30 protein-coding genes are annotated in these 26,553 nt (G+C 38.7%); 14 read left to right on the top strand and 16 right to left on the bottom strand.

Features of this window, described 5'->3' with window-relative positions:
• Positions 1 to 23: 23 nt before the first annotated feature.
• Together IEX12_RS16925 and IEX12_RS16920 are read right to left on the bottom strand one after the other, a co-directional pair.
• Positions 24 to 494, bottom strand: coding sequence for a hypothetical protein (locus IEX12_RS16925; protein WP_102415353.1), 471 nt, complete (start codon positions 492 to 494; stop codon positions 24 to 26).
• Positions 495 to 600: 106 nt separating this feature from the next.
• Positions 601 to 804: a DUF1657 domain-containing protein gene (locus IEX12_RS16920; protein WP_088049975.1), complete on the bottom strand. Its 204-nt coding sequence runs from the start codon at positions 802 to 804 to the stop codon at positions 601 to 603.
• Positions 805 to 970: 166 nt separating this feature from the next.
• On the opposite strand from IEX12_RS16920, the gene IEX12_RS16915 reads away from it, so the two are divergent.
• Positions 971 to 1,414 carry a hypothetical protein gene (locus IEX12_RS16915; RefSeq protein WP_102415352.1) on the top strand — a complete coding sequence of 148 codons (444 nt, stop codon included), beginning with the start codon at positions 971 to 973 and terminating at the stop codon, positions 1,412 to 1,414.
• 126 nt (positions 1,415 to 1,540) lie between these two features.
• Here IEX12_RS16915 and IEX12_RS16910 read toward each other — a convergent pair whose 3' ends face one another.
• Positions 1,541 to 2,260, bottom strand: coding sequence for a hypothetical protein (locus tag IEX12_RS16910; protein WP_188725558.1), 720 nt, complete (start codon positions 2,258 to 2,260; stop codon positions 1,541 to 1,543).
• Positions 2,261 to 2,555: 295 nt separating this feature from the next.
• Between IEX12_RS16910 and IEX12_RS16905 the strand changes: the two genes are divergently transcribed.
• From IEX12_RS16905 to IEX12_RS16895, 3 genes are read left to right on the top strand one after another with little or no spacing between them, the layout of a single operon-like run.
• Positions 2,556 to 3,818: a molybdopterin molybdotransferase MoeA gene (locus IEX12_RS16905; RefSeq protein WP_088049979.1), complete on the top strand. Its 1,263-nt coding sequence runs from the start codon at positions 2,556 to 2,558 to the stop codon at positions 3,816 to 3,818.
• 14 nt (positions 3,819 to 3,832) lie between these two features.
• Positions 3,833 to 4,855, top strand: a complete 1,023-nt coding sequence (gene moaA / locus IEX12_RS16900; protein ID WP_102415350.1) for a GTP 3',8-cyclase MoaA — start codon at positions 3,833 to 3,835, stop codon at positions 4,853 to 4,855.
• Between the two features lie 29 nt (positions 4,856 to 4,884).
• The gene (locus IEX12_RS16895) at positions 4,885 to 5,295 is read left to right on the top strand and encodes a YwpF family protein (protein ID WP_088049981.1); all 411 of its coding nucleotides are present in this window, start codon (positions 4,885 to 4,887) and stop codon (positions 5,293 to 5,295) included.
• 47 nt (positions 5,296 to 5,342) lie between these two features.
• Here the strand turns inward: IEX12_RS16895 and IEX12_RS16890 are convergent, their stop codons facing one another.
• Positions 5,343 to 5,969, bottom strand: coding sequence for a metal-dependent hydrolase (locus tag IEX12_RS16890; RefSeq protein ID WP_102415349.1), 627 nt, complete (start codon positions 5,967 to 5,969; stop codon positions 5,343 to 5,345).
• Positions 5,970 to 6,232: 263 nt separating this feature from the next.
• On the opposite strand from IEX12_RS16890, the gene IEX12_RS16885 reads away from it, so the two are divergent.
• Both IEX12_RS16885 and clpP read left to right on the top strand, forming a co-directional pair.
• Positions 6,233 to 7,048: an RNA polymerase sigma factor gene (locus IEX12_RS16885; protein WP_088049983.1), complete on the top strand. Its 816-nt coding sequence runs from the start codon at positions 6,233 to 6,235 to the stop codon at positions 7,046 to 7,048.
• Between the two features lie 14 nt (positions 7,049 to 7,062).
• Positions 7,063 to 7,638, top strand: coding sequence for an ATP-dependent Clp endopeptidase proteolytic subunit ClpP (gene clpP / locus IEX12_RS16880; RefSeq protein ID WP_088049984.1), 576 nt, complete (start codon positions 7,063 to 7,065; stop codon positions 7,636 to 7,638).
• Positions 7,639 to 7,689: 51 nt separating this feature from the next.
• On the opposite strand, the gene IEX12_RS16875 is transcribed toward clpP, so the two are convergent.
• The gene (locus IEX12_RS16875) at positions 7,690 to 9,423 is read right to left on the bottom strand and encodes an ABC transporter ATP-binding protein (protein WP_088049985.1); all 1,734 of its coding nucleotides are present in this window, start codon (positions 9,421 to 9,423) and stop codon (positions 7,690 to 7,692) included.
• A gap of 253 nt (positions 9,424 to 9,676) precedes the next feature.
• Here IEX12_RS16875 and IEX12_RS16870 point away from each other — a divergent pair, with 253 nt between their 5' ends.
• Positions 9,677 to 11,041: a TrkH family potassium uptake protein gene (locus IEX12_RS16870; protein WP_088049986.1), complete on the top strand. Its 1,365-nt coding sequence runs from the start codon at positions 9,677 to 9,679 to the stop codon at positions 11,039 to 11,041.
• A gap of 151 nt (positions 11,042 to 11,192) precedes the next feature.
• Here the strand turns inward: IEX12_RS16870 and IEX12_RS16865 are convergent, their stop codons facing one another.
• Entirely contained in the window at positions 11,193 to 12,170 is a 978-nt protein-coding gene (locus tag IEX12_RS16865; protein ID WP_188725557.1) for a proline dehydrogenase family protein, read from the bottom strand.
• 518 nt (positions 12,171 to 12,688) lie between these two features.
• Between IEX12_RS16865 and rpoN the strand changes: the two genes are divergently transcribed.
• Entirely contained in the window at positions 12,689 to 13,987 is a 1,299-nt protein-coding gene (rpoN, locus tag IEX12_RS16860; protein WP_088049988.1) for an RNA polymerase factor sigma-54, read from the top strand.
• A 63-nt stretch (positions 13,988 to 14,050) separates the two neighbouring features.
• Here the strand turns inward: rpoN and IEX12_RS16855 are convergent, their stop codons facing one another.
• Together IEX12_RS16855 and lepB are read right to left on the bottom strand one after the other, a co-directional pair.
• Positions 14,051 to 14,203, bottom strand: a complete 153-nt coding sequence (locus IEX12_RS16855; RefSeq protein ID WP_088049989.1) for a YjcZ family sporulation protein — start codon at positions 14,201 to 14,203, stop codon at positions 14,051 to 14,053.
• Positions 14,204 to 14,747: 544 nt separating this feature from the next.
• Positions 14,748 to 15,272 carry a signal peptidase I gene (gene lepB, locus IEX12_RS16850; RefSeq protein WP_088049990.1) on the bottom strand — a complete coding sequence of 175 codons (525 nt, stop codon included), beginning with the start codon at positions 15,270 to 15,272 and terminating at the stop codon, positions 14,748 to 14,750.
• 253 nt (positions 15,273 to 15,525) lie between these two features.
• Between lepB and IEX12_RS16845 the strand changes: the two genes are divergently transcribed.
• Positions 15,526 to 15,699 (top strand): aspartyl-phosphate phosphatase Spo0E family protein, encoded by a 174-nt coding sequence (locus IEX12_RS16845; protein WP_088049991.1) that lies wholly within the window; start codon positions 15,526 to 15,528, stop codon positions 15,697 to 15,699.
• Positions 15,700 to 15,757: 58 nt separating this feature from the next.
• Here IEX12_RS16845 and IEX12_RS16840 read toward each other — a convergent pair whose 3' ends face one another.
• Positions 15,758 to 16,918, bottom strand: coding sequence for an aminotransferase A (locus tag IEX12_RS16840; RefSeq protein WP_088049992.1), 1,161 nt, complete (start codon positions 16,916 to 16,918; stop codon positions 15,758 to 15,760).
• A gap of 109 nt (positions 16,919 to 17,027) precedes the next feature.
• Here IEX12_RS16840 and IEX12_RS16835 point away from each other — a divergent pair, with 109 nt between their 5' ends.
• Positions 17,028 to 17,192, top strand: a complete 165-nt coding sequence (locus tag IEX12_RS16835; protein WP_088049993.1) for an FbpB family small basic protein — start codon at positions 17,028 to 17,030, stop codon at positions 17,190 to 17,192.
• A gap of 142 nt (positions 17,193 to 17,334) precedes the next feature.
• Here IEX12_RS16835 and ric read toward each other — a convergent pair whose 3' ends face one another.
• The 4 genes from ric to IEX12_RS16815 all read right to left on the bottom strand — a co-directional run bounded on the left by ric (position 17,335) and on the right by IEX12_RS16815 (position 21,868).
• Entirely contained in the window at positions 17,335 to 18,033 is a 699-nt protein-coding gene (gene ric / locus IEX12_RS16830) for an iron-sulfur cluster repair di-iron protein (RefSeq protein WP_371871339.1), read from the bottom strand.
• Positions 18,034 to 18,147: 114 nt separating this feature from the next.
• On the bottom strand, positions 18,148 to 19,362 hold the full coding sequence (bcbE, locus tag IEX12_RS16825; RefSeq protein WP_188725556.1) for a bacillibactin exporter BcbE: 1,215 nt from the start codon (positions 19,360 to 19,362) through the stop codon (positions 18,148 to 18,150).
• Positions 19,363 to 19,691: 329 nt separating this feature from the next.
• Positions 19,692 to 20,618 (bottom strand): DMT family transporter, encoded by a 927-nt coding sequence (locus IEX12_RS16820; RefSeq protein ID WP_088049996.1) that lies wholly within the window; start codon positions 20,616 to 20,618, stop codon positions 19,692 to 19,694.
• Positions 20,619 to 20,776: 158 nt separating this feature from the next.
• Positions 20,777 to 21,868: an N-acetylmuramoyl-L-alanine amidase family protein gene (locus IEX12_RS16815; RefSeq protein WP_088049997.1), complete on the bottom strand. Its 1,092-nt coding sequence runs from the start codon at positions 21,866 to 21,868 to the stop codon at positions 20,777 to 20,779.
• A 323-nt stretch (positions 21,869 to 22,191) separates the two neighbouring features.
• Here IEX12_RS16815 and IEX12_RS16810 point away from each other — a divergent pair, with 323 nt between their 5' ends.
• From IEX12_RS16810 to IEX12_RS16795, 4 genes are all read left to right on the top strand, one after another.
• On the top strand, positions 22,192 to 22,380 hold the full coding sequence (locus IEX12_RS16810) for a hypothetical protein (protein ID WP_088049998.1): 189 nt from the start codon (positions 22,192 to 22,194) through the stop codon (positions 22,378 to 22,380).
• Positions 22,381 to 22,564: 184 nt separating this feature from the next.
• The gene (locus IEX12_RS16805) at positions 22,565 to 22,912 is read left to right on the top strand and encodes a hypothetical protein (protein ID WP_088049999.1); all 348 of its coding nucleotides are present in this window, start codon (positions 22,565 to 22,567) and stop codon (positions 22,910 to 22,912) included.
• A 278-nt stretch (positions 22,913 to 23,190) separates the two neighbouring features.
• The gene (locus tag IEX12_RS16800; RefSeq protein WP_155555530.1) at positions 23,191 to 23,796 is read left to right on the top strand and encodes a DJ-1/PfpI family protein; all 606 of its coding nucleotides are present in this window, start codon (positions 23,191 to 23,193) and stop codon (positions 23,794 to 23,796) included.
• A 564-nt stretch (positions 23,797 to 24,360) separates the two neighbouring features.
• A complete protein-coding gene (locus IEX12_RS16795; protein WP_088050002.1) occupies positions 24,361 to 24,714 on the top strand; it encodes a hypothetical protein in 354 nt (117 codons plus the stop codon).
• Between the two features lie 14 nt (positions 24,715 to 24,728).
• Here the strand turns inward: IEX12_RS16795 and IEX12_RS16790 are convergent, their stop codons facing one another.
• The 3 genes from IEX12_RS16790 to IEX12_RS16780 form a co-directional block, all read right to left on the bottom strand.
• Entirely contained in the window at positions 24,729 to 24,947 is a 219-nt protein-coding gene (locus IEX12_RS16790) for a hypothetical protein (RefSeq protein ID WP_088050003.1), read from the bottom strand.
• A 100-nt stretch (positions 24,948 to 25,047) separates the two neighbouring features.
• Positions 25,048 to 25,527: a YkyB family protein gene (locus tag IEX12_RS16785; protein WP_088050004.1), complete on the bottom strand. Its 480-nt coding sequence runs from the start codon at positions 25,525 to 25,527 to the stop codon at positions 25,048 to 25,050.
• Positions 25,528 to 25,651: 124 nt separating this feature from the next.
• Positions 25,652 to 26,233, bottom strand: a complete 582-nt coding sequence (locus tag IEX12_RS16780) for an SCO family protein (protein ID WP_088050005.1) — start codon at positions 26,231 to 26,233, stop codon at positions 25,652 to 25,654.
• Positions 26,234 to 26,553 lie beyond the last annotated feature (320 nt).

Genomic DNA, 26,553 nt, shown 5'->3' with positions numbered 1-26,553 from the left:
GATGGTTCCCCATTCGACCAGTGTCAGGTCTGTTCCTTGGATAGTTTGATAATGTGTTTCACTTCTTTTTCCAGCTGTTTGTTGGAAATATTGTTTCCGTTAATGTCATTTTCAAGACGGTCGAGTTCGATTAACATTTTTTTATCGGTGGATAATTCTGTCTTGAATTTTGGAAACTTTTTCTTCAGCGTTTTGGTGAATTCTTTACGCAAATCGGTTAATTGAAACCGTTTGTTGTGATGCACTTCAATCCCCACAACCAGGTATTTGGATGTATTCACCGCTTTAATTGTCTTAATTTCTTCGTATTTAGTCAGAACCTTTTTAGCTTGATTTGCTGCATCCTGATCAATAAAATTATCGGAGGAAATCTTGGTGAATTTGGTGAATTCATCATTTTGATCATCGTTTGCAGAATTGGTATCTGTATCCTGCGTACAACTAGTTAAAAAGAGAATAAGACCAAACCACACGATTAATTTTTTAACCTTCATTGTGATCACCCCTTATGTAGGAAGGAGGCTGGCTAGAACCAGCCCCTGAAAAATGTTGGAAACAGTTTTGCGAAGTGCATCCAAACACATATACTTCCATTTTTTCCTACTGTTTATACTGTGGTTCTTCCTGCTCAATTTGTTGTACTCGTGGTTCAACCTGTTGTAAAAGTGATTGTGTTTGTTGAGCAGCACTCTGGTACAACTGTTTTGCCTGTTTATTTTCAGTTTGTAATGCAAATTGTTCAAAGCTCGCTTGAGCACTTTTTAATCCAGCAATTGTTTGTTTTACCTGTGAAGATACAGTCACATGAATTCCTCCCTTTTTTTTCAACCATCACTAGTTATAATTGTTTTTTTCGTTTAAAATATGCGTTCTATTTTTTACCTGAATATGCTAATCTTATTTCCTAAAAATGAAACTTTTTTACGGCTTGTTTCGTCATAATAAATAATAAAGATCAGGGGGATATGTGGTGAATAGGAAAGTACTGTTTTTTATCGTATTTATTATTTGCTTAAGCGGATTTAGCCTTTGGGCGTTTTCCCGAGGCAATGCACAATTAGTGACGGATAAAAGTAGTTCGAAACGGGCTGGGGATTTTATCCTGCACGTACGGGTTGAGCGTGCTGATAAAGGTATAAAGGTTTATCGTTCCATTCAGTACGTGGGTAAAGAACCAATTGAAATACAACACAACACACCATTGATAGCTGTCTCACTAGCTTATAAAAATCATGATTATACAGGAAGCCCGGTTACAAAAGTGTTAAAGGAAGGAGGCAGTTATCACCCGCAGGATGCAGCTATTATAAAACAAACAAAAAAGGGGAGCTATAACTTATATTGCAAAGCTAAATTTACAGTTGAGGGAGAAAAAGTGGTGATAGACCATACGGAAAAGCTTGTATTTGAATAAAAAGCAGCATGTTGTCCATGCTGCTTTTTGGTTTATTTTCAATAGCCTTATTCTGTTCATTGTTATATTATTCAGTCGTATTGAACACACTTAGGGTCGTTTCCTTTAAGTGGTAAAAATCTTTCTTTACTTAGTTGACAGTTGCAAGTCTACAGTAGTTATCGGCTTTCCGGCTTCCTGCCATTGTTGAAGAAGCTTGTTGACAGGCTCTGTTACGTCTGGTAATGATACTGTGATTGTTTGATCGTCAGTCCATTCAGCTGTAATAATTGGCCAATGAAAGGCTAATACCTGTAAATCATTTGTTTCATTTGTTAAGGAAATCTGTTCCCATTCCACTAAATCAACCACAACCAAGTTTGTTAACGGGATTGGCAGCGATGCTTCCCGGTTAAACTGCAGAAGGATTTTTGAATTATCCGGTGAAAGCTTTGACTGGACAGTTCTTGCCAAATCTGCCACAAGTAATGCTGGATTATCCTTGCTTTGATCAAGCAATATGTAAGAGCATAAATCATTGCTGCAGGAAAATTCGAGCAAATATAAATTGGTATTACCGGCTTGAATTGGTAATATAGTCATGTTTTTAATCGCTTCTGCCCGATTAGCTGAAGCTTCCAAATAGGAATTTAAAATTGGCACCATTTTCAAATTAACCATTACTTTTTCCTCTGGCAAGGCAAATTCAATGAACTCATTCGCGTCATCATCATTATTTTGTTCGACTAGCTCAGGATTTTCGTTCGGATCATCGTTTGCTTCTTTTTTTACAACAACCGACTCATGTTTGGAACAAGCAGTGACGAACGCTAAAACCACTAATAGAAGTACTATTTTTTTAACCATCCAAAACGCTCCTATATAAAATTGTGAATCTTGAATATATACAATTATACATAACTTTTGGGTAACCAGGTAATTTTATCACGCATTAACAGGCGGAAATAACCCCACTGAACTAAGTTTCACTTTATTTTATTCTCGTAAAGAAAACCACTTCAAATCATGAACTTGAGGTAAAGTGTGATGTTTATCATATTTTCATTTCGGAAAAGAGCGTTATAATAAAGATAAATGTCCATTAGGGAATATTTTTGTTACACTTAACATAGATAAATCTGGTAGAAAGGATTGGTATATAATGGTGGAAAGGCGAAAACCAATTCCAGTGATTGATGCCGTAACAAATGTTATGAAACACAGCAAACTTGGTGAATCGGAAATCATTTCTATAGATGATTGTGATAACAGGAGACTTGCAGAAGCCATTGTTGCCAAGCATCCTGTCCCTCCATTTGATAAATCGCCATACGACGGGTTTGCATTGCGTTCCATTGATACAAAGCAGGGCGCAATCGATCATCCGGTTGAATTTGAGGTGGTGGAGCATATTGGAGCAGGACAGATTCCCATGAAAACATTAAAGAAAGGGCAAGCAACCCGAATCATGACCGGGGCAAAAATACCTGATGGGGCTGACTGTGTTGCTATGTTTGAGGTTTGTAAGGTATATGAAAAGAACGGAAAAAACTATATGTCGATCAAACGCAAAATGAAGGAAGGGCAAAATATTGTTTCCAAAGCTTCAGAAGTCGCAGAAGAGGAAGTATTAATAGAAGCAGGAACATTGATAAACCCAGGGGTAAAGGCGTTATTGGCAACGTTTGGCTACAATAACGTTTGTGTCGCGAAAAAACCTGTTGTCGGTATAATTGCAACAGGTACGGAATTATTGGATGTTGAAGACGAACTGCAGCCAGGAAAGATTCGTAACTCAAATGCTTACATGATTATGTCACAGATCAAACGTGCCGGTGGCGAGTGTATTTATTTTGGAAAATTAGCTGATGAATTTGCTTCCAGTTATGATACAATTTTACACGTACTTGGTAAAGTGGATATATTAATTACAACAGGTGGAGTATCTGTTGGCGATTTTGATTTAATGCCGGCGATCTATGAGAAATTGGGCGCAGAGGTGCTTTTTAATAAAATAGCAATGCGCCCAGGAAGTGTAACCACAGTTGCAGTGAGGGGAAACCAACTATTATTTGGCTTATCAGGGAACCCGTCGGCGTGCTATGTTGGATTTGAATTGTTCACCCGTCCGATCATCCAGCACTATTTGTTCAACAAGCAGCCATTTTTAAAACGAATCAAGGCAACACTGCAAGAGGATTTTCCGAAACCTAATCCATTTACCAGGTTTGTTCGCAGTTATTTAACCTATGAAGGTGGTAATATCGGGGTAAAACTGGCCGGAATCGATAAATCAAATGTGGTGACATCACTCGCACATACGAATGCGTTAATGGTTTTGCCGGGCGGAACAAGAGGATATCAGAGAGGAGCAGTTGTAGAGGTGCTGCTTGTCGAGGATATGGACGGCCAGGCTACTTTTTAAAGGAGTGAAGATAAATGCCAGAGAAAACGTCACCGACTACTGATGCACTTGGCAGATCACTGAAGGATTTACGGATTTCCGTTATTGATAAGTGCAATTTTCGCTGTACCTATTGTATGCCTAAGGAGATTTTTGGCAATGATTACGCCTTTTTACCTGAAACGGAATTATTAAGTTTTGATGAAATTATCCGGATTACCAATGCTTTTGCCAAGCTCGGGGTCGAAAAAATTCGGATTACCGGTGGGGAACCATTACTGCGAAAAAACCTCAGTCAATTGATTGCGGCGTTAACCGAAATACCAGGAATTAAGGATATTGCATTAACAACAAATGGTATATTATTACCGAAACGAGCGGTAAAATTAAAAGAGGCCGGTCTAAAGCGAGTAAACATTAGCCTGGATGCAATTGAAGATGACGTATTTACTGAAATAAATGGAAGGGGTGTGCCAATTCGTCCCGTATTAAAGGGAATTGAAGCGGCACAAAAGGCTGGGTTGCAGGTAAAAATCAATATGGTTGTCAAAAAGGGGATGAATGAAAGTCAAATCTTACCGATGGCTCGTTTTTTTAAAGGGAAAGACATTATCCTCCGTTATATTGAATTTATGGATGTGGGCAATCACAATGGTTGGGATTTGAAAAACGTTATTTCCAAAAAACAGATTATCAAACAAATTAACGAGGAAATGCCACTTGAAGCTGCTGAAGAAAATTATTATGGTGAAGTTGCCTCCAGGTTCCGTTATAAAGATGGTGGGGGAGAAATAGGGGTTATTTCATCGGTTACCGATTCGTTCTGTGGTACATGTACGCGAATCCGGCTTTCCGCGGATGGAAAATTATATACTTGTTTATTTGCATCAAGTGGTTATGACATTCGGGGAAAATTACGGGAAGGACTTACAGAAGAACAACTTGAACGGAATTTGGCTTCTCTGTGGCATCGCAGAACAGATCGTTATTCCGATGAACGAGCAGAAAAGAAAAATGAGAATCGGAAAAAAATTGAAATGTCCTACATTGGCGGGTAAAATGTACACAAAGGGAAGGTGGTGGATGGATGAAAACATTCAAATTAAAAAAATTGGAGATTCTTGAAAGCGTTGAAGAAGACATCATCCAGCACGAGATCCCTTTACTAGACGGCTTGGTTATTAACCGGGAAGATGATCTGAATCGTTGGGTTATCGAAGCTTATTTGGATCATACGTATCAAACATTTTTCGAGGGTTTGCAGGAAAATAAAGACCAAATTATGATTCAGGTTAAAATTACAAAAGAAAGCAATGCACCTGCAACGTTTATTACATCCATAATTGGCATAAACTTGATTGGCGAACATATCAATGTGTTATTTATGGGAACAATTGTCGACCGGCAAAAAGGAATTATTAAAGACATGCTGCAAGAACTGGTTGAGGAAGGGTATCAGGGGGAGTCGCTAATTAATAAATTTAAAGAATTGATTTAGGACAGACCTCGCCGCTTTAAGTAGAAGCGCCGGGGGCCTGTCCCAAACTATATTTCTTTTGACGAGACCGGCAAAAACAGCTTAATTCCTCGTTTATTAAATGGTAATAATTTACTGTCGGCAAGCAAATGGCTGATATATCCGGCAAGACAGGTATAAAAAATACCGTCCATCCCAAATGATGCTTCCAATTTAGAGGCAATAACCCCGAAAAAAATAATCCCTGCTAGCGAGTGCGTGTAACTGCGATGCGAAACAACGGACGCGATTAAGATATAAATACCAAGGAGCATCAACCACGTTTCTTGCAGGGAATATCCGCCTGCTAAAACACCAATCCCGGTAATGATTAACATGTGCTTTTGTTTAATAGCGGACGATATGACGATCATTCCTAACCCGATTCCGATACCGACATATCTTTCTTGATCGACTCCCTCATAAAAACTGTAAAATACCATTAGAATCCCGATCAGCTGCGCAACAGTCTGAATCATTTTATGCGATAAAGTAATCTTGCCGCGAAGCTTCCCATCAATATCAAGATCAGGGATTAATGCTGAGACAGTCCCTATTCCAACTAAAAAAAGTGTCTCAGTAGGGGTAGTGTGATACGTGTTGGCGATAATAAATCCTGTTGCTGCTCCAATTGCTGCGTGTGCGGTACCATTCACTTTCATTTCTCCTCTAAAAATTTTTATGTATTTCCAAACACTATGCTATAGTTTACAACAAAATGTCTGTTCTGTTTAGAGGTAGTGCAAAATATTTGTAACAGAACGAGGAGTTTATAGTAATGATCAAAACCCAGGGTGCCAGGTAATTAAATGAGATTTGTATTATAATGTAGGCATATAAACAAATTTTACATACCCGTATCTTTTATGATTCTTTTTTCGTTTATATAAATGAAAGGTGATTTTAGAGGAGGGAAAACATGCGGCCGCTTGTTAAGAGCACTCCCATTGAAATGAATGAAGAATTTACTGATTTGATTCAACCTTACATGCATGTACTGCGAAATTATTGCGCTTCACTGACAAAATCCAGATGGGACGGCGATGATTTAATGCAGGAGACCCTAGCGAAGGCGTATAAAGATTTGTTAAAAAAACCAAAATCGATTTCCAAGGCATATTTGTTTCGTATTGCTTCCAATACATGGATTGATGGGTATCGTAAACGAAAATTAAATGTAGAAATAAATCCGGATTTAACTGAAGTTGGGCAAGAAGAGAATGTCTTGCCGGATGCCACGTTTAAGGCAATGGAGGTTGCGCTGAGTGAATTGACACCGAAACAACGAGTAGCATTGTTGCTCGCTGACGTGTTTGGTTACACTGCAAAGGAAATAGCATTTATGATCGATGCTAGTGAGGGTGCTGTTAAAGCATCACTCCATCGTGCACGGAAAAGGTTAGAATCAATCACCTATGATAGTCCTGTTTTTTACCCGGAAGAAGATAAAACGTCAACGTATGTGACAGCACTGCGCAATGGAGATCCAATCACCATTGTCCGTCTTTATCAAAATGAAGTGATGGAGCCGCAAATGGCAGATCCGAGTTCGCGACTGAGTTCTGAGATAAGCCCTGTTGTTCAGCCTGTTGCAGGTAGTAGTTTAACCTATGTGCTGATCACAATTTTAATGAAAGATGGGCAAACGATGTGGGTTCCATTTTATCAGATAGAACTAGCTGCATTATTATCACGGCTGGAAGGGCTTAAACGCGGTATCTCCTTTGCGGCATAGGAGGGAGTTTAATTATGTCTAATGTTATTCCATACGTAGTGGAGCAAACGAATCGTGGAGAACGGTCGTATGATATCTATTCACGCTTGTTAAAGGATCGAGTTATTATGCTTGGTTCAGAAATTAATGATGAGATAGCCAACAGCATTGTCGCACAGTTGTTATTCCTTGCAGCGGAGGATTCTGATAAGGAGATCTCGTTATACATCAATAGTCCAGGAGGATCAACCTCAGCCGGTTTTGCTATTTACGACACGATGCAATTTATTAAGCCGGATGTCCAAACCATTTGTACGGGGATGGCTGCTTCTTTTGGTGCGATGCTGCTTTTAGCGGGGGCGAGGGGGAAACGACTTGCTTTACCAAATAGTGAGGTAATGATTCATCAACCGCTTGGAGGTGCAAAGGGGCAAGCAAGTGATCTTGAAATCAATGCAAGGCGTATTATCCGATTGAGGAAGCATCTGAACGAAATCATCTCCGAACGTACCGAGCAACCATTAGAGAGGGTTGAGAAAGATACAGACCGCGATTATTTCATGTCAGCACAAGAGGCTAAAGATTACGGGGTTATCGATAAAATTATATAAAGCATCATAAATACAGGGAAGTCCCCAATTACCTCGGGAACTTCCCTGTATTTATTGTAACTGCTGTTCGGCAAATTCGCGGTACAATGGATGTGATTGTGTCAATTCCTGATGAGTGCCGCTTCCAGTTACCTTCCCATTTTCAATAAATATAATTTTATCTGCATCCACGATGGTCGATAATCGGTGAGCGATGACAAATGTGGTTCTTCCTTCCATTAGCCGGGCTAATGCTTGCTGGACAACACTTTCGGATTGGCTGTCCAGACTTGCGGTTGCTTCATCCATCATAAGGATTTTGGGATCGCGCAAGAAGGCACGTGCAATGGCAATGCGTTGTCTTTGTCCACCTGACAGTTTGACACCGCGTTCACCAATTTCTGTATCTAATCCATTTGAAAATGACTTGATAAATTGATCTGCATAAGCCATTGTAGCTACTTCCCACAAGCGTTCGTCCGGTATCGTTTCCCAATCCTTTAAACCATAACATAAATTGGCGCGAATCGTACCTGCCATCATGGCGCTTTCCTGAGAAACATAACCAATTTGACTGCGCCAGGATTCCATGGATAAGTCCTGGATAAAGGTATTGCCGATTCGGATTTCTCCTGTAGTCGGCTTATAAAATCGTTCTAGTAAACCGAATAATGTTGTTTTTCCACCGCCACTAGGTCCCGCAAAAGCGATCTTTTCTCCAGGCTGGGCTGTAAAAGTCACATTTTCCAAGACAGGTTCATCTTTACTATACGCAAACGACACATTCGAAACATAAATCGATTTGTTTGCGACATCGATGTCCAACCCATCTCTCCCTTCTTCTAATGGTAATTCTAAAATATCAATAATACGTTCGGTTGCTCCTTTTGCCTTTTGTAATTGGGTGAAAAACATAGCAAATGTAGTTATTGGCATAATGATTTGGAAAAGATAGAGTAAAAAGGCTACGAGTGAACCTGTTGACATGGTTCCACTTGCAACCCGCATTCCTCCATATCCAATAATCATGACGATAACGACCATGATGACTAGATACATAATCGGAGCAATTAGCGCAAAGATACGAGCCTCCTTTAATCCAAATCCTAGTAGTTTTTCAATTCCGGATAGACCTTTCGTTTTCTCGGTTTGTTCCGCGGTAGATGCTTTCATTAAACGAATTTCGCCTAGTGTTTGTTGAATATGACCTGTAAATAAAGCCGTCTCATCCTGAAGGCCACGGGATATCTTCGCCATTTTGTGTCCCAATGGGATCATAATTAAAATGGTTACTGGAACAGAAAGCAGCATCATCAATGTCATTTTCCAGTCCATAATTAGTAAAATTGTAATTGCACCTATAATTGAAATAATTCCTGTAACAAATTGTGGGAAATGGTCCGAGATCAGGTCTTTTACGATACTCGTATCATTTACAACACGACTTACCGTTTCTCCACTGGACGTTTTATCGAAATAACTGACAGGTAATCGAATAAGCTTCACCCACATATTTTCACGCAGCTTAGCAACAATCTTTTGTCCAACAGCGGTCAAAAGGTAAATTGATAACCCATTGACAACCGCTTGAATAATAAAAGCTGAAACAATAGCGATGATAAGTGGAGCACTTAGCGAGGATACCGAAAAGCCATCTACCAAATTTTTTGTGAGCAATGGAACAGCTAACCCCGCAAATGTCGTAAGAACACTTGCAATTAAACCAATAGTCAGTGCCAGTTTTGGAATCTTGGTTGATAATAAGAGTGAGATAAAGGTTTTCAGGCTGTTTTGTTTATTTTTCATATTTCGTTACTCCTATCCATAATACGATGTTGGAACTGTTCCCTTAAATAGGTACGTTTGAAATCATTGGAAGGTTTCATTTCAGCTAAAATAGAATTGGTAAAGTAGTTGCGCTTGGACACCTTTTTTGGAACAGGTAAAAATATAAAATTACCGAAAAAGCAAGCATTAATGAAATACGCCTGCTATAATGAGATTAAGTTTTTAAGAAACAACTGATATAATAATTGAAGTAATAAGGAGTAACTACATCATGCTTTCGAAACATCCATTAATCCAGTTAGTAAATAAATTATCACCGGTACAGCTTATCCTGGTGTTTTATTTTCTTGCCGTTGTCATTTCAACCATTCTGCTGGCATTACCAGTAGCGCATAAAGATGGGGTTGATGTCCCGCTGATAGATGTTCTGTTTACCGCTGTCAGTGCAATGAGTGTTACAGGTCTTAGTACGATAAGCATAGTAGACACGTTTAGCACAACTGGAATTATTCTGCTTGCCCTGATTCTGCAATTAGGTGGGGTAGGCGTAATGGCGATCGGCACATTCATCTGGCTATTGTTAGGGAAAAAAATTGGCTTGAAAGAACGTCGGCTAATTATGACGGACCAAAATCAGACAACTTTTGAAGGAATGGTTCGATTAATCAAGCAAATTCTGTTAGTTATCTTAACAATCGAATTTATTGGATTTATTATCTTGGGGACGTATTTTCTCCAATATTTCCCAACAGCAGGCGAAGCATATTTGAATGGTTTTTTTGGTTCGATTAGTGCGACAACAAACGGAGGATTTGATATTACCGGTGAGTCGCTGATTCGATTTCAGGATGATTATTTTGTCCAGTTTATCAATATGCTGCTCATCATATTTGGTGCAATTGGCTATCCGGTTTTGGTAGAGGTGAAGCAGTACTTGTTTTCAAAAACAGGAAATCATCAGCGCTTTCGATTTTCCCTGTTTACGAAAGTCACAACAATCACCTTTTTTGCTTTAATTGTAATCGGTACTATTTTTATTACCTTGTTTGATTTCAGACATTTTTTTGCCGATAAATCATGGCATGAAATTCTTTTCTTTTCTTTGTTTCAATCTGTAACAACGAGAAGTGGCGGGTTAGCAACGATGGATGTTAGCCAGTTGACGGAACAAAATCATCTCTTTATGTCTTTTTTAATGTTTATCGGTGCATCACCAAGCAGTGCTGGTGGGGGGATACGTACGACCACTTTCGCGCTGGTGATTATCTTTCTGATCACATTTGCCCGCGGCGGTAACAGTATTCGTTTATTCAGACGGGAAGTCCACGAAGAAGATCTGTTAAAGGCGGTAACCGTCACATTAATGGCTATCATCTTTGTCTATAGTTCTTTGCTTGTGTTGTCGATCATGGAGCCGTTTTCGTTATCAGCGCTTTTATTTGAGGTAACTTCTGCATTCGGAACGGTCGGTCTGTCACTCGGAATTACAAGCGAACTAACCGTTTTAAGCAAAATAATTCTCATGATCCTTATGTTTATCGGCAGGGTCGGTATAATAACATTTTTACTTATGTTCAAGAAAAATAAGAAGTCAGGAAAATATCATTATCCAAAAGAGCGGATTATTATTGGATAGCGGTTTGACTTAGGAGGAGGGTTATCTATCTGGTTAAATTTACAGAACCTATACATCATCAGGTGTTAGTCCATTTGCGGGAAGCAATATTAATTGTACACGAAAACGGTGTTTATTAAGAAAGAAAGATGCGGGGCGCATCTTTCTATCATCACCTATTTATTTTTTTACTAAGCCTTCCAAGTAAAAACGCTCCAATCCCAACACCAATAACAGTGTTGGTTTTTTTGTTGAATGCCTGTCTGACTACCAGATTGATATTTTGCGGGCGTTCGGCAAGGCGGCGCATGAAATAGCCGTACCAGTCACTGCCAAACGGTACATAGGTGCAAAAATTATAGCCTTCGTTTGCTAGTTGAAGCTGCAAATCTTTCCTAAACCCATACAGCATTTGAAATTCAAATTTGTCTTTTGCAATATTGTTATCTTTCACAAACTGCTTAACATGATTAATAATATGATGATCATGAGTTGCAATCGACGTGAATTTTCCGTTTAACAAGTGATATTCAATCAATTGGATAAAGTTATGATCAATATCTTGCTTGTCCTGATAGGCCAAATTCTCGGACTCTTTATATGCACCTTTTACAATACGCAAACGATAATTTTTATATTTTTTAATATTCGCTTCTGACTCAAAGAAATAGGATTGAATGACTGTGCCAATGTTGTTGTGCTCCTTCGACAATTCATCGATAAGATCAAAGGATGGCTGTAAATGGTCATAATCCTCCATGTCAAAATTGATAAATATCTCATATTGATCCGCCTTAGTCACAATCTCTTTTAAATTGTCAAAACAGAAATTGTAATCAATATCAAGTCCGAGCTGTGTCGGTTTTAAGGAAATATGAGCATCAACGTTATTTTCATGGATTGCTTCAATTACATCAATGATCTGTTCCTTTGCTTCTGTCGCTTCCTTTTTCTCTGAAACAAATTCCCCCAGATTGTCGATTGTTGCAGAGATGCCTTGCGCATTTAGCTCTTTCACACTTTGGATCATCTCTTCCATATTGGTTCCAGCAACAACAGATTGTGCTCCGAGACGGGTACCATATTTTTTGGCGAGACTATTTAGAAGCTGGTTTTGTGATAGACCAATGAAGAAATTTTTTAACAACATGCTTGATCCCTCTTTATCTTTTTTCTTTTATTATAGCAGAAACCTATTAAAATTAGATATATTTTAAACGCCCCATGGGGGAATTAAAACGTGTTGCCTCCTGTTTTAATGATTTACTTGAAAGCGCAATCCTTTAGCTATTCAAATTTTCCAGGTAGATATTCATAAGTCGTTGGAGACGATAATAAAAAAACGGCCTTCTCATCCGGCGAATTTTTGAACACGCACTATAACTAAATTTGCGCCTTGTGAATATCCTTTGAGTTTCTAAATAAAAAAAGCCCTAAAAAACCTTGCAACGATGCAACTTCTGGGTTGTGGTTCGGCGATCAGGGACTACCTATTTTTTTAATTAATATTCGGAACACCTGCTATGAATGTAATTGGAAAATTACCTTGCCAAACTCGATTTTTTGTTAAAAAACTTTACATACCCATCGATTATTTCCCTAAAAAGTATTATAATATATTGAAAGCGGATTCACTATGTTGATGAAGCTATCAGGGGGGAGAATAAAATGGAACTTGTACTTCAACAGAAACAAACACTGAATCTAGTAATGACAACTGAATTGCGACAGGCTATACAGTTATTACAGTATTCCACATATGAGTTATATCAGTTTCTGCAGGATCAGCAATTGGAAAATCCCTTAATCGAATTAGAGGAAAAAGTCCCTGATGTCCCTTATCATAAACCCAATCGAAACAATAAAACCGCAGATACATTTGATTATATTGCAAATCAGGAAAAAGGGATGCGGGAAAACTTAATTGAACAAATGCAGTGGCTTGATATTACGGAAGATGAACGAAGAGTAGTCCATTATCTTATCCTGAATTTAGATGAAAATGGTTATTTGCCATTAAACACAGAAGAAATCGCCGAAAATAGTTCTATTGATAAAAAAGAAATAGACAATGGGATTAAGCTGTTACAGCAGTTGGAACCGGTTGGGGTTGGTGCAAGGAATTTACAGGAATGCTTGCTGCTGCAGGCAACCCATTATTATCCTGAAGAACCTTTACTGGAATGTGTGATTAGGGAGCATTTGGATCTATTGGCGAATAAAAAATGGAATACGATTGCCAAACAGTTGGACGTATCTTTATCTGAGGTGAAAATAGTTAACGATTGTCTTCAGAATCTTGATCCAAAGCCTTGTAGTTGTATATCCAACTTTCAGGCTGACTATTTAAACCCGGACATTATTGTCGAGCCTGCAGGAAACGGGTTTTCCGTTTATTTAAATGATGGGTATTTACCGCAAATTCGATTGAATAGTCAGTATGCAGACTTTTTAACAAGCAAAAACGAGGTATCCAGCTACATTCAGGAAAACTATAAAAGCTACCAATGGCTGGTTAACAGTTTGGAACAGCGCCGATCAACTATTTTAAAGATTGTCAATGTCATCGTACGTAAGCAGTACCGTTTTCTGATGAATGGATTTCAAGCCCTGCAGCCGCTAACCTTGAAGGAGGTAGCCGATGAAATTAATATGCATGAATCAACTGTTTCAAGAGCAACCATGAATAAGGTAATTCAAACCCCAAAAGGCGCATACGATATTCGATCATTATTTGCTTCCAAACTGGCAACAAGTGATGGGAATTCGGCATCACAGACAAAGGTTAAATTATTATTAAAGGATATCGTTGAAAATGAGAGCAAACAAAAGCCATTCTCCGATCAAAAGATAGCCGATTATTTCAAAACAAAAAAAGGAATTACTATTTCAAGAAGAACAGTTGCGAAATATCGTGAAGAACTGAAGATTCCTTCGTCAAGCAAACGGAAGGAGATTGATATATGAGGGCATATTTCATCATAACAAAACGCTTGTGCTAAGTGCATTAGCACAAGCTGGAATTGTTTGTTAGCAATAGAAGGCTGTTCCGACTATGATTAGAAGAATGAAAAGTACTACAATTAACGCGAAGTTATTACCGCCGCCATATCCGTAGCCACCGTACCCGTAGCCACCGCCACAGCCACAACCGCCGCCGAAGCCGCCATAACCAAATGACATCGTATTTCACCTCCTGGACGTTTACAGTTATACTATATGTAAATGTACACAAAATGTATGGACGTTTTCATTAGTTCATAAAAAAAGGGGACAATACAATTATGCTGCTTTATCCCGCCTTAACGGGCAGTAAGATTCCCACTTGCGGACTGTAAAAGAATATAGGAAGGTGAGTAGGGGACAACTACCTGTAAAAGTCCGAGTTGTTCAACTAGCATTTAGTTGAAACCGTCACTTAATGAAGTTTCACTTTATTTCTTCTTGAATTATTGGTATGCTAATAATGAAAAGCTGTTATGTTATGTTTTGCCGCTTGTTTTAAATTACATAGAGGGGGTACGTGCTCATGTGGGAAACAGCCTTTGGAATTATATGCTTAGTACTCGTACTGCTGAATATCGGGTACTGTATTTTTGATAATGAGTAAGAAGAAACAAAAGATTCTGGGCGCTGGAGCTATACGTGGATTAAGGGTCAGCCACGCTTTGTGACTGACCCTGTTTTCTGCTTCCCGCCTTAAGCTAAAAAAGGCTAAAACTTTTTCTTATTTTGTTCTTGACCATTCCTCAAATGGATAGATGATAAACTCAGACTTCCCGATAATGGTATCTTTATTAATAAAACCCAAACCATTTCGGCTGTCTTTGCTTATTGCACGGTTATCTCCCATCACGAAATAACAATCTTCAGGTACCTGAACAGGTCCAAAGTTGCCTGTATGGTTTATGGCTTCCTGGCTGACAAAAGTGTCTTCGTATTTCTCTCCATTGATATATAACTGATGTTCCTGCATTTTAACTGTCTCACCTGGTAATGCGATAACCCTTTTTACATAATTTTTGATTGGACGTTGAATAATGACGATATCTCCACGTGCAGGTTCACCGAAAAGGTAAATAAATTTATTAAAAACTACCCGCTCACCATTTTCTAAAGTAGGCTCCATGCTTTCTCCTTCGACAATGGAAGTAGCAAATACAAAAGTCCGTAAAAAAAATGCAAGTAGGATGGCAATAAAAATGGCTTTGCCCCATTCAACCCATTCATTTTTCTTTTTTGTCTCAACCAATGGAAACATCCTTTCTTTGTTGCACACCTAATAATATGGTAACATAACGTTGCTGGAGGGACGAGAAATAACTTTGTGAAAATGTTCAAAAGATCCATATGACAGGTGGTGTTGTTGCTTTTAGACTACCTCCTTTTGCAACATTGTTTTCGAATGAACCGTTACAAAATTATTTAGACTTGTCAATATTTGTATAACTATGCTAAAGTTAAATGGCTGATCAACTTTATTAAGGAGGTACGTTTGAGCAAAAATGAATGATATCGAGAATCTGCTGGAACGCATCGAATTTTTACGAAAAAAAATGACTGAAGTTGCTATGACAAAAGGGTTCACTAGTATGGAATCGATAACAACCAGTCAGGAATTGGATAAACTTTTAAATTTGTACGAACAAATAAAACAAAAAGAGAAGGTTAAGTATTGAAACGATGGATGAATATCCAACCTGGACAACCTTTTACCCAAAAGGTGCCCACGTTGAACTATAAATTCCCCGTTTTCAAAAAAGTCTCAAGATTGGCTAATCCTTTTTTTATTGTAGGTAAATCGTACGCATATGACAGCCGCATGTATCCTTCACCTAAGTAGGAAAACGAATCCCCGGGTACTAACGCAACTTTTCCTTGACGAACTAAACGGATTCCCAACTCAAATGAATTTACCGCAGCATTCGGGAATTTCGGGAAGAAGTAGAATGCCCCGTCAGGTCTATTTACATGTAACCCCATATGGATTAATTTTTCATAAACATAATCACGTCTCCTGCGATATTCATCACGCATGGCAGCAGAGTCGTTTGCACCAGTGGTTAATGCTTCAAGTGCGGCATACTGGCTAATGGATGATGCGCAGGAGACATTATATTGATGAACCTTCAGCATATGTTCCCGGAGCCAAAAAGGCGCAAGGACATAACCAATCCGAAATCCTGTCATGGCATGTGATTTGGATAATCCATTGATAACAATTGTTTTATCACGGACTTCGGGGAAGCTTGCGATCGAAACATGCCGGTAATCATAAACTAATTCACTGTATATTTCATCGGCGACAATAAAAATGTTATGCTGTTTTAAAACAGTTACCAGCTCCTGCAGTTCATCTTTGGTAAAAGAGGCCCCTGTAGGATTTGACGGATATGGCAGTACAACACATTTTGTCTTATCTGTAATATGGTTGCTCAAGTTATCCTTGGTTAGCTTGAAATTATCTTTTGTTGTATCGGCATAAATCACATTTGCACCTGCCAACGTAATTAAAGGCTCATAGCCTGGATAAATCGGACCAGGAAGAATAACTTCATCACCAGGGTTCAGAAGCGTACGAAAGGTTATGTCAATCGCCTGGGAAGCACCAGTTGTTACGATGATTTCTGTTTCGGGGTTGTAACTGATCCCGTAATTTGCCTCATTAAAGGCGGCAATTGCTTTTCTTAGTTCTAAAATACCTGCATTATGTGTATATGTTGTCCTGTTTTGATCGATAGCATGTGTTGCTGCTTTCTTTATATGTTCTGGAGTATAAAAATCGGGTTGCCCAATCGTTAAGGATATAACATCTGTTTCATCTGCCACCATGTTAAAAAATTTTCTGATCCCGGATATTTCAATGTTTTTTACTTGCTGATTAATTAACTGCTGCAAATTATTACCACCTTTTCAAAAAATGTTAACAAAAAGTTCATACAATTTCGATTTGTAATGCAGAAAATAGGGTATAATAGAGTTAACAATAAATAAGGAGTGTAGCAAAATGAGACCGAAATCACAAACTTTTGAACAACTTGTAAAGCAAAATAGACAAGAACTATTGCAAGATCAAAAAAGTATCAACCAAATTGAAATGCGCTTAGAAAAAAAACAAGCAAAATTGGTACTAGCAAAACAAAAAGCTTTATCCAATAATAACATAGGTTAAAACGTAACTTAAGATACAAGATAAAAAGATAAATAAAAAGTGACACAAAATGTTTCTGTACTATGATATGCAGGAACAAAGATAAAAACTCCCCCCTGTAAGGAAAAGGGGGGAATTTTGTTATCATGAGAGCGAAAAGTCTTTACGCCAAGTTTTTAAATAACACGTTATTCTCTAAATGAACATGCTCGTATGTGTCTGATTCCATATCGGCAAGCCTTGCATAGGTAATGCGGTAGGAATTGCAGGCGTCTATTGGGGGTTCAAATCCATTTGTAATTTCATTCATACGCTTTAAAAAGTTGCCAGCTGCTACATGTTCGTCACCCAACCCGCCATTCGCCTTCCGAATATGATTCAGAAGTTCCTCGCTTGGGTTTTTTTCGTATTCCTTAATAAGCGGGAATACTTCATTTTCTTCCTTGATCATATGTTCTTCCATTTCCACTTTAAATTCATTATACAGACGATGTAATTCCTGTAAATGTTTATGTTTTTCACCGTGAACACGCAGGATTTTCGTTACAAATTTCCCTAAAGCCGGAAGCTCTTCGTTCAGGTATGCATGGTGTGTAGAAACGATATGATCAATCAGTTCTGATGGGTGAACAGCACTCCAGTCGACTACGTCATGATCACTGTTTTGCCATGTATCGTATGCATCATTTAATTCGGTTAAAACAGCTGTTTCATTCAAATTCCTTTTTGTGAATGTTTCACTTAGCGGTTTGTCGCCACCACAGCAAAAATCGATACGACGTCGTTTGAATAGATCACTTGCTTTTGGAAAGAGCTTTACAATCTCAGCTGGTGTATGTTCAGCAGTAAATGTACCCATTATCATTTCCTCCTTAGTGGATTTGCTTACATGATAATGCTTTTCAATGATTCATGTCGTGATCAAAATCACACGTATCAAGGAAATGTTTGTTTACATCGTAACGTACCTAAAAACTTATTTGCTTGACTTGGCCTTTTGCAGGTTCGCTGGTCTAATGGATAAAAGCGCAAGAACCGAGGCAACCACACAAACACCTGCAGTTGATAGAAAAAGAATTTGATGTGATGTTTTTATAATGACAGCAAATAGCGGGGGACCTAGTGCAACACCGATAAATCGCATGCTGCTGTAGATGGAACTGATTGTTCCCCTTTGTTCTTTTTCTATGCCGCCCGTAATAAAAGTATCAAGACATGGAAGGGTTATCCCAATCCCAATTCCACTAAAAATTAAACTACCGATAAGCAGATCAATATGCTCTGAAAAACTGATAACAAACACGGAACACGATAATAATAAGCAACCCGAAAAAGAAAGCCATTTCATCACTTGTTTGTTCTTGCCAATCTTTTTTCCAGTCAAAAAGGAGGCTGAAGACAATGCAAGCAGGGGAACAGCAAGAATAAGCCCCTTCATTACTCCTGTTATATTGTACGTGTCCTCAAGCAGTGTGGATAAATAAAATAAAACGCCAAATAAGACGTACATGAGAATTCCACCGATTACAAAGATTGCATAAAGCCATCTTCCTTTTTCGGCCAGCAGCTTTTTGGTCGTGTTCAGAAATTCACGGAAGGCAACCGGATTTTCCTGTTGTTTTGGTGCTTTTAGTAAAAAGAAAACGAGAATAAGCGAGATAAAGCTGAAAACGGGAATAGCCAAGAGCGGTACATACCAGACAATCATTGCCAGTATTGCACCGATAACGGGACTTAGTACCTTTCCAGCCGTATTTGAAGTTTCCACCAGCCCTAAGCTGCTGCTAACTTTCCGGTCATCTTTAAACATATCACCAATTAATGGCAGTACAACTGGAAATGCGCCAGACGCGCCAATTCCCTGGATAAACCTGCCGATTAAAATCCAATAATACGAATTTTCCAGCAGCATGGCAGTCAGACCACTGATAAGTCCGCCAATCGCAGTAATAATCAGACTTGGGATCATTACTTTTTTTCTGCCAAACCGGTCTGACAAATAACCAGTAATTGGGATAAGAATAATTGCGATAATGGAATAAACAGTAATAATTAAACTGGACTCGAACGAGGTAATCTTCAATTCTTTCTCCATCATCGGCAATACCGGGATTAGCATGGAATTCCCCAATGTCATCACCAAAGGAACTGAAGCAATTGAAAGCAAATCCAGTTTCTTTTTCTCTTCCATACGTATGCCCCCAATACCTGACTTTCCGATTAGTATCCTCTAATCGAGGAGGGAAAATACATGTGGACGAGAAACTTTTAGAGGATGTTCAAAAATTCATCAAATGATAAGCGGCTAACTCTAGAGTTGACATTAGGGGATCTTCTGCTAAAACCGCCCACGACAATCGCTAACAGCAGAAGTTAGCACTTCCTGTACAAGCCCAGTGCCGGGAGCTACGCCGCCTCGACCTTCTTGCGACGCACAGGAAGTGCTAGTGCCGGCGTTGTAACAGGACGCCTGAGACCTTAGCCGGCCTGCTCATTCGGCGACTTTTTGAACACTCACTTTTAATAATGCTGCTTTGCTGAGTAGTGTTCCTCTATTTCAGCAGCAATTTTTGGGGACTTGGCATATACTTGCATTATTATTACTGCTCCAATAATACAAACCATCCCGACCATTTGGAAAAAGGAAAATGCTTCATGAAAAATGAAGATACCGATCAGTGTTGCGACAACCGGTTCAACCGTTGTTAAAATGGATGCTTTCGATGCCTCTGTCTGGTTTAATCCATATGTATAAATAATATAAGCTAACGCCGTCGGGAGAAATCCCAGACCAAATGCATAGAAAAGCACCGCTGGCTCCAGCAGCAAATGCCCCATTTCGCTGTATGGAAAAAACGGCAATAAGACAATGGCTGCGACCACAAATGTGTAAGTCGTAATGATCAAACTGGAGTATTTTTTTAGTGCAAACTTACTGAAAATGCTATACAGGGCATAGCCGACCCCGGAGCCGATTCCGAATAATAAACTACCTAATTGAAGGGATGCTAATTGAAGCGGAATCAGGCCAACAACAAAACAGGTACCGATCAGGGTAATGAATAATGCCATCAGCTTTACTTTTGTTAATGGTTCTTTAAATAATAGGAATGATAAAATGGTTACAAACGCCGGTGCTGTATAGAGCAGGGCAGTGGCAACAGGAATTGTCGATAGCTCAATTGCTGTGAACATACAATAATTGAAAAAAATGATACTTAAAATACCGGTACCCAAAAAATATTTTATATCAGAAATCGATTTTAGTTTTAATTTCTTTGGGGTTGTCATCATCATGTAAAGCAGCATCAGAATGGCGGTTGACCAGGCGCGTAATGTGACGACCTCCATTGGTGTAAAACCAAATGTATATAAGTGCTTTACATACCAGCCAATTGTCCCCCAAAGTGCCGCCCCGAGAATAATGTAGATAAACGCTTTATTCAAATTATTATGCCCCCTTCAATCAATAGTCAACGTCTACCTCTAGAGTATAGCAAATAATCTGTATTTAATCATAAATTAAAATCGTTTATCAACGCTAGGGGGTATATAAATCTGTAAAAAAGGCTGATATTGAAATCGGCTATTAGCCGATTTCAATATCAGTCTGTAAAATAATTCTCCAATCCGGATGTAATGGCATCTGCTGCTTTTTTCTGATAGGCTGCCGTTTGGATAGTCTTTCGTTCGTCAGGGTTACTAATAAACCCAAGTTCGATTAGTACGGCAGGATCACTGTTTTCCCGCAATACTTGAAAATTGGCTTGATTTACTCCACGATCATGAAGGCCGACGTTTTTGGTCAATGATGATTGAATGGAGCGGGCAAGTTTCTGGTCGTTATCACCTGCATAATAATAGGAACTGATCCCCTTGACAGCCGGTTTGGTAAATGCGTTGTAATGCAGGCTGATAAAGGCATCGGTATCATGGTTAGTGCTAATCTGTACCCGTTCATCCAAGGAGATAAAAGTATCATCTGTTCTAGTTAAGGTAACAGACGCTCCTTCATCATGCAATTTATCTGCTACTTCTTTTGCGGTGGCCAGTGTCAGTGTTTTTTCATATACGTCTTGGGCAATTGCTCCCGAATCTTTTCCGCCGTGGCCGGGATCGATCACAACATGATGACCAGCCAGTGCTTTATTATCACGTTGATCCTTCTGCTTGTCTTTATTTTCTATTTGCACGGGGGATAAAAGCCGTCCTTCCGCTCCATTGGCAACATCCCACGCTTCAGCTGCAGCCGGTGAATCAGACTGGTCTTGATCCACTTTGGTTTCTTTAACTGGCTTATTATTTTCGACGCTCACTTGACTTGAAGGTGAGTCTGAATCTTCGGGTTTCATTTTCGTTCCACCGGGGACTTTTTCGTGATCCGCTTTTTTCTCCGCCGACTTCTCTGTATCCGTAGTCTCCTTCTCCTCTTTGATTTCGGTGAGTTTATATAATGCTACCCACGCTTCCTTGCCATTATAAAAGGTCCTTCCCCAGCCAAACGATTGCTGGAACACCGTAATATCGTCTCCACCTTCCAATTCGGCAATGATCTCCGCCTCCTGCCCAGGTTCGGCCCGCAGTTCTGCTGTTGACGTTTCGACTTTGTACAATTGACCACTTTCCGCATTTACTGTTGGAATAAAGATAAATAGGCAAATAAAAAAACCAATGCCAATAATAAGTTTGTTTTTCATATCGTTCGTCCTCCTGAATTGGTAGATTGCTATATTGCAAGGCTTGCCAAGAAAATCTAGTAATATACATGATTGTCCAAAAAAATTAGATTAAAAGTTTGCGAAGGTGCTAGACCAGATGCTTTGGCGGAAATTTTTCTTATGAATGGCATGAGTAACTCCCGGAATATAGTTGCCCCAGGTAAATCCGATAATATAAGGCGAGTTTTCTGAAAAAAATTAATTTAAATTGAAACAATGACTATATCCATGCATAATGAAGATATAAGTTGGCATAGGCTTTAATGGAGGTGAGCTTATGCTGCGAAGGGGGACGAATAAATATGCCAAAGGTAGCAGAGTATAAGCCTATGGATATAAGATTCGATAATGAAGAAGATTATAAGGAATTTGTTCGTTGGGCGAATGACAAAAGTACAGTGGATGAAGATGGAATGATTGAAATGAGAAAAAAAATAAAAAAAGCCCGTCAAATGAAAAAAAGGATGCCGAAATCATGGCCGAAAAAATAATAAGTACCGAATTTATTTGGTCAACATCTCTTGGCGAAGAACATATGAGAGATGTTGACCTTTTTAAATGTTCAGAGCCCAAAGTAGAACAGTTTTTAAAAAAGAAGCGATCAGATTAGAAAAGCACCATGCTTGCAAAACACATTTATATTACTATAAGGATAATCTTCTAGGGTATTATACATTGTTTACGGATTACGTTAATTTGACGAGGTCAAAAAGAAATAGTGAGGGTTGGGGGGATGTTTCAACATTATTAGGTAATCAACATTTTCCCGCCATAAGGCTACATTACATAGGAATTGATGATAAATATAGAAATAAAGGATTAATTGAGTTACTTTTATTATTTGCCCTTGATGATTGTATCTATATATCCAATTATGTCGGTTTCAATTTTGTGGTATTAGAGGCTTTGAAAAGATCGGTCGGGTTTTTCGAAAAGCAAAATTTTTCAAAGGTAAAAAAGAATAATGACTTGCAAATAATGGCCATTAAAGTAGAGGATATTGTGTTTCAATTGGGTTCATGAGAAACGTGAACCCTAATTGTCCGCATAGCTGAAAGTAGGCTGGATAAAATGTCTAGGGTTTATCTCATTGAAGTGACCTGTTGGTGTTCCGGCCATACATATCGATTGGATTAGTTGGAACACCGTGTACGATAAAAGTCGTAAGTAGTGTGTGAGCTTGGAAAAGGGAGCGATAACTTCAAACCCTTATCTGTAGAGAAAAGAGGTTAAGTAATCGGGGACATGAATAGGTTGTATAATACGCTTAAGTAAAGTGTTTTGATACGGGGAGAAATAATATGAAAAAAAGAAAAGTGGGAATTTTACTTTATGATTTTGTAGATATTTTAGACTTTGCTGGTCCGGCAGAAGTGTTATCCTTAACCAGCAATAGCAAAGTTGAAGAAGCGTTTACCCTTTACAAAAAGCATTTGTTACATACGAGACCATTTGAGGTATTTACAATTACAGACACAGGAATGCAAATAAAAACTCATTCAGGGATAAAAGTAGAACCTGATTTTAGTATCGGTAATAGCCCTGAATTAGATATACTAATAATTCCAGGTGGCCCCTTAAGGGCAGTACAATCTGTGGTTAAAAATCAAAAGATACAAGACTGGATTATTAAACATAGTAGTATTGAATACATATGCTCTATCTGTACAGGAGCATTTATATTGGGGAAAACCGGTTTGTTAGATGGGAAGAAGGCAACAACTCATCATTTAGCATTGAAAATATTACAAAAAAAACACCCTGATATTAGAGTTGTTTCAGACAGCAAAGTCGTGCATGATAGTAGGGTTTCTTCGGGGATTAATATGACTCTCTATCTTGTTGAGCAAATAATGGGGAAATCTATTGCTAAACGGACAGCTAAAAATATTGAATTTGTACATTAATAATTTCACTAATGGGAGATTTTCTCGAATGTATAACGACTTTTTATTCATTTCACCAAGCCCAAAATTTTTAAAGAAGTGAACATTGACGAGATTAGAGAGATACTGTTACAAGATCCGCCATCCTGCCATATTAAAATAACTGTAAATACTATATGAACGAATTGGAAAATAGTGGTAAGTGTTGTTTAGCTTCAATTGATTATAGACTCATCCTTAATAGAGCGGTTTGGTACAGATTTTGTTTTCATGATTTGAACATGTTTATATGACTAGAAGTGGGGAGCTGGATGGGGAAGGGAGATGCGAAACAAAGCATTTTAAGTGATTTACATTCAAAATTGGTTTTAATCGATATGAAAAGTCATATCGTTCAATCTATATGTAGATTGATTAATGATTAATTGTAAGAATGATGCTGTCCACTCTTTGCCGGAAAGGTAGCGTTGATAGAGTTAGACAACACACAATCCATCCTTGCTAACAGAAGTGGGAAGTCCTTGTATATAACAGCAACTATTCGTTAAAGCTGGTTACTAATAAAAACGGGGAGGGACAAGTGTCATGATATTTACCGGCTTCAGCTGGATTCGTCTGACGCAGCTGCTATCTCTAGGCTTAACGAAAGAGCAACTCTATTTTATTGTCATTTTTATCGGAATTTTTACCTGTTATTATATAATACAGCCAATTATTCATTGGTTTGTTGCGTTACAGTCGACTAAGGTTATAAGTTATCTGATTACAAGCATGCTTGTTTTAATATGTATGCTGGGCTTTAGTGTCCATCAGTCGGATGATGTAATAAGTAGTCTGATTCGGACAGCCTTGCAAAGTTTGGCAGCTTTTGGTTGTATGTTATTTATTGTCCGGATTTTTGAAGTAATCGTAAAAAGGGGCAAGAAAAAAAGCGTATGATTTCGGTTCATACGCTATTTTTCGTCCGCTGCTCCAATTTCCTGCTGCATTGTTGATAACCAGTCAAATGCCAGTTTGTCCTGTACGATTGGTGAGAGCTGATTATCAGGGGAATGCTGTAAAACGAATACCTTTTCATCATCTGCCAGTTTTTCATATTTGTCCTTTAAAATATGGGTTTGGTCAGCGTATTTACCAAGCTCATACAAAAAATCTTTTAATTCTATCCGCATGTTATCCTCTCCTCATATAATACCAATTCCTTATTCAGAACCGTTTAAAACATGAAAAACGCATGTATTTAATTTACATGCGCTCTTTTCCTGATTTCCATTAGTAATTACGGTGTGCTTTTTTTGGAGGCCACTCCATTTTCCCGAGAGATGACGGAGTATAGTAGGAAGAGGTATACTGTTTTCTCCGGGTCTGCTTTGACTCATTTTTTGGCTTCCAATCAATATAACGATAGATTATTTTTTTTGCTTGTGAAAGTGACATTTTTGTTCGAGGATTTCGAAAGTCCTGATCAAGTGTACCAAGGTGCTCAAGCTCTTTGAAGTCTTCTTTCGTCGGGGGTATATGAAAATAGTAATTATCCACTTTAACAAGTAGTGTTGAATGCTGATTGCTGAGTTTTGGATGATCGGAAAAGTGAAGGCCAACTTTTATTGCATGTTTCTTCTGTAAAAGCTGTTTAATGGTTTCCTTCTTAATAAAATATAGGTGTTTTGGATCAGGTGCAGTTTTAGCATGGCGATTAATGGTATATAGTGCTTTTGCCAGTTCACTTAATGAAATCGATTTATCATCCATCGTTTTCCCTCCTTTCGGTCTTTCGGGTAGCTTGTCTATATCGTACAGGAAAGCCTGTCCATTTTCAAGATCCGATCGTACAAAAAAATAAAACGAAGCAGTAAATTTCTGCTCCGTTTGCAGCCTATTGCATATCCTTTATGTCCTGGACTATTTTCTCCATGTCACCAGGTTTTCTGCCGTCATATCGTTTGATGGCGTTTCCTTCAGGAGAAACGAGAAAAAAACTTGTTGCATGTAAAACCTGGTCTGAGTCGGGATCCTTTTCTAGTGGTGATTTAAACGATTTTATAGAAAACTCTTTAATCGTATCGAAATCGTATCCTGTGAATAAATGCCAATTATCAAGGTTTGCTGCACCTCTTGACATGGCATATTCTTTCAATGCATCTGGCGTATCTCTTTTTGGATCGACACTAAAGGAAACTAATTGAACATCATCAAGACCAGCATCACTTAATTGCTTTTGTAATTTTGCCATATTGGAGGTCATAGGCGGGCATACCGTCTCACAATTTGTGAAAACAAGGTCTGCAACCCAGAATTTCCCTTCCAAATCACTTTTACTAATTTCCTTCCCATCCTGATTAGTAAAGGTGAAATCCTTAATTTCGTATGAAAAATCACCTTCATATTTATCACCGCAAGCGCTTAAAAACAGGACCAATAAGGCTACGGGGAAAAGCAACTTGAATCCTTTTATCATATGTAATCCTCCATATCAGTAAAATCGTACTTAGTGTAGCATGATTTCAACTTAAATACTATGGATAAAGTGTTACGAAAATGAGGAGGGTAAGGGAAGCATCGAGTGGAAACTCAGGTAGCGTCAACTCGGGGATCAAGAACATCGTCCGAAGTGCCAAGAACAAAGGTGGAAGCGCCCGTTTAGCGGCGTATGTGCTGGACTGAGCCGTAGGAGATAAAGAAAACACGACGACCGGAGGGAGTCGATGTTGACTTATCGTACGGAGGCGGGTGTTGCACACTAGCCGCTGGGCGCTGGAGCCGGACGTGGCTTATCCG

The sequence above is a fragment of the Lentibacillus populi genome (assembly GCA_014642895.1).
Lineage (GTDB): Bacteria > Bacillota > Bacilli > Bacillales > Amphibacillaceae > Lentibacillus_C > Lentibacillus_C populi.
Note: the sequence above shows the minus strand (reverse complement) of the source record. Positions and strands in the feature narration are given on the sequence as shown.

Coding starts and splice junctions, on each gene's coding strand:
- IEX12_RS16925 (WP_102415353.1), bottom strand. CDS start 494: ATGAAGGTTAAAAAATTAATCGTGTGGTTTGGTCTTATTCTCTTTTTA.
- IEX12_RS16910 (WP_188725558.1), bottom strand. CDS start 2,260: ATGGTTAAAAAAATAGTACTTCTATTAGTGGTTTTAGCGTTCGTCACT.
- IEX12_RS16905 (WP_088049979.1), top strand. CDS start 2,556: ATGGTGGAAAGGCGAAAACCAATTCCAGTGATTGATGCCGTAACAAAT.
- moaA (WP_102415350.1), top strand. CDS start 3,833: ATGCCAGAGAAAACGTCACCGACTACTGATGCACTTGGCAGATCACTG.
- IEX12_RS16895 (WP_088049981.1), top strand. CDS start 4,885: ATGAAAACATTCAAATTAAAAAAATTGGAGATTCTTGAAAGCGTTGAA.
- IEX12_RS16885 (WP_088049983.1), top strand. CDS start 6,233: ATGCGGCCGCTTGTTAAGAGCACTCCCATTGAAATGAATGAAGAATTT.
- clpP (WP_088049984.1), top strand. CDS start 7,063: ATGTCTAATGTTATTCCATACGTAGTGGAGCAAACGAATCGTGGAGAA.
- IEX12_RS16875 (WP_088049985.1), bottom strand. CDS start 9,423: ATGAAAAATAAACAAAACAGCCTGAAAACCTTTATCTCACTCTTATTA.
- IEX12_RS16870 (WP_088049986.1), top strand. CDS start 9,677: ATGCTTTCGAAACATCCATTAATCCAGTTAGTAAATAAATTATCACCG.
- IEX12_RS16865 (WP_188725557.1), bottom strand. CDS start 12,170: ATGTTGTTAAAAAATTTCTTCATTGGTCTATCACAAAACCAGCTTCTA.
- rpoN (WP_088049988.1), top strand. CDS start 12,689: ATGGAACTTGTACTTCAACAGAAACAAACACTGAATCTAGTAATGACA.
- IEX12_RS16855 (WP_088049989.1), bottom strand. CDS start 14,203: ATGTCATTTGGTTATGGCGGCTTCGGCGGCGGTTGTGGCTGTGGCGGT.
- IEX12_RS16845 (WP_088049991.1), top strand. CDS start 15,526: ATGAATGATATCGAGAATCTGCTGGAACGCATCGAATTTTTACGAAAA.
- IEX12_RS16835 (WP_088049993.1), top strand. CDS start 17,028: ATGAGACCGAAATCACAAACTTTTGAACAACTTGTAAAGCAAAATAGA.
- bcbE (WP_188725556.1), bottom strand. CDS start 19,362: ATGGAAGAGAAAAAGAAACTGGATTTGCTTTCAATTGCTTCAGTTCCT.
- IEX12_RS16815 (WP_088049997.1), bottom strand. CDS start 21,868: ATGAAAAACAAACTTATTATTGGCATTGGTTTTTTTATTTGCCTATTT.
- IEX12_RS16810 (WP_088049998.1), top strand. CDS start 22,192: ATGCCAAAGGTAGCAGAGTATAAGCCTATGGATATAAGATTCGATAAT.
- IEX12_RS16800 (WP_155555530.1), top strand. CDS start 23,191: ATGAAAAAAAGAAAAGTGGGAATTTTACTTTATGATTTTGTAGATATT.
- IEX12_RS16795 (WP_088050002.1), top strand. CDS start 24,361: ATGATATTTACCGGCTTCAGCTGGATTCGTCTGACGCAGCTGCTATCT.
- IEX12_RS16790 (WP_088050003.1), bottom strand. CDS start 24,947: ATGCGGATAGAATTAAAAGATTTTTTGTATGAGCTTGGTAAATACGCT.
- IEX12_RS16785 (WP_088050004.1), bottom strand. CDS start 25,527: ATGGATGATAAATCGATTTCATTAAGTGAACTGGCAAAAGCACTATAT.
- IEX12_RS16780 (WP_088050005.1), bottom strand. CDS start 26,233: ATGATAAAAGGATTCAAGTTGCTTTTCCCCGTAGCCTTATTGGTCCTG.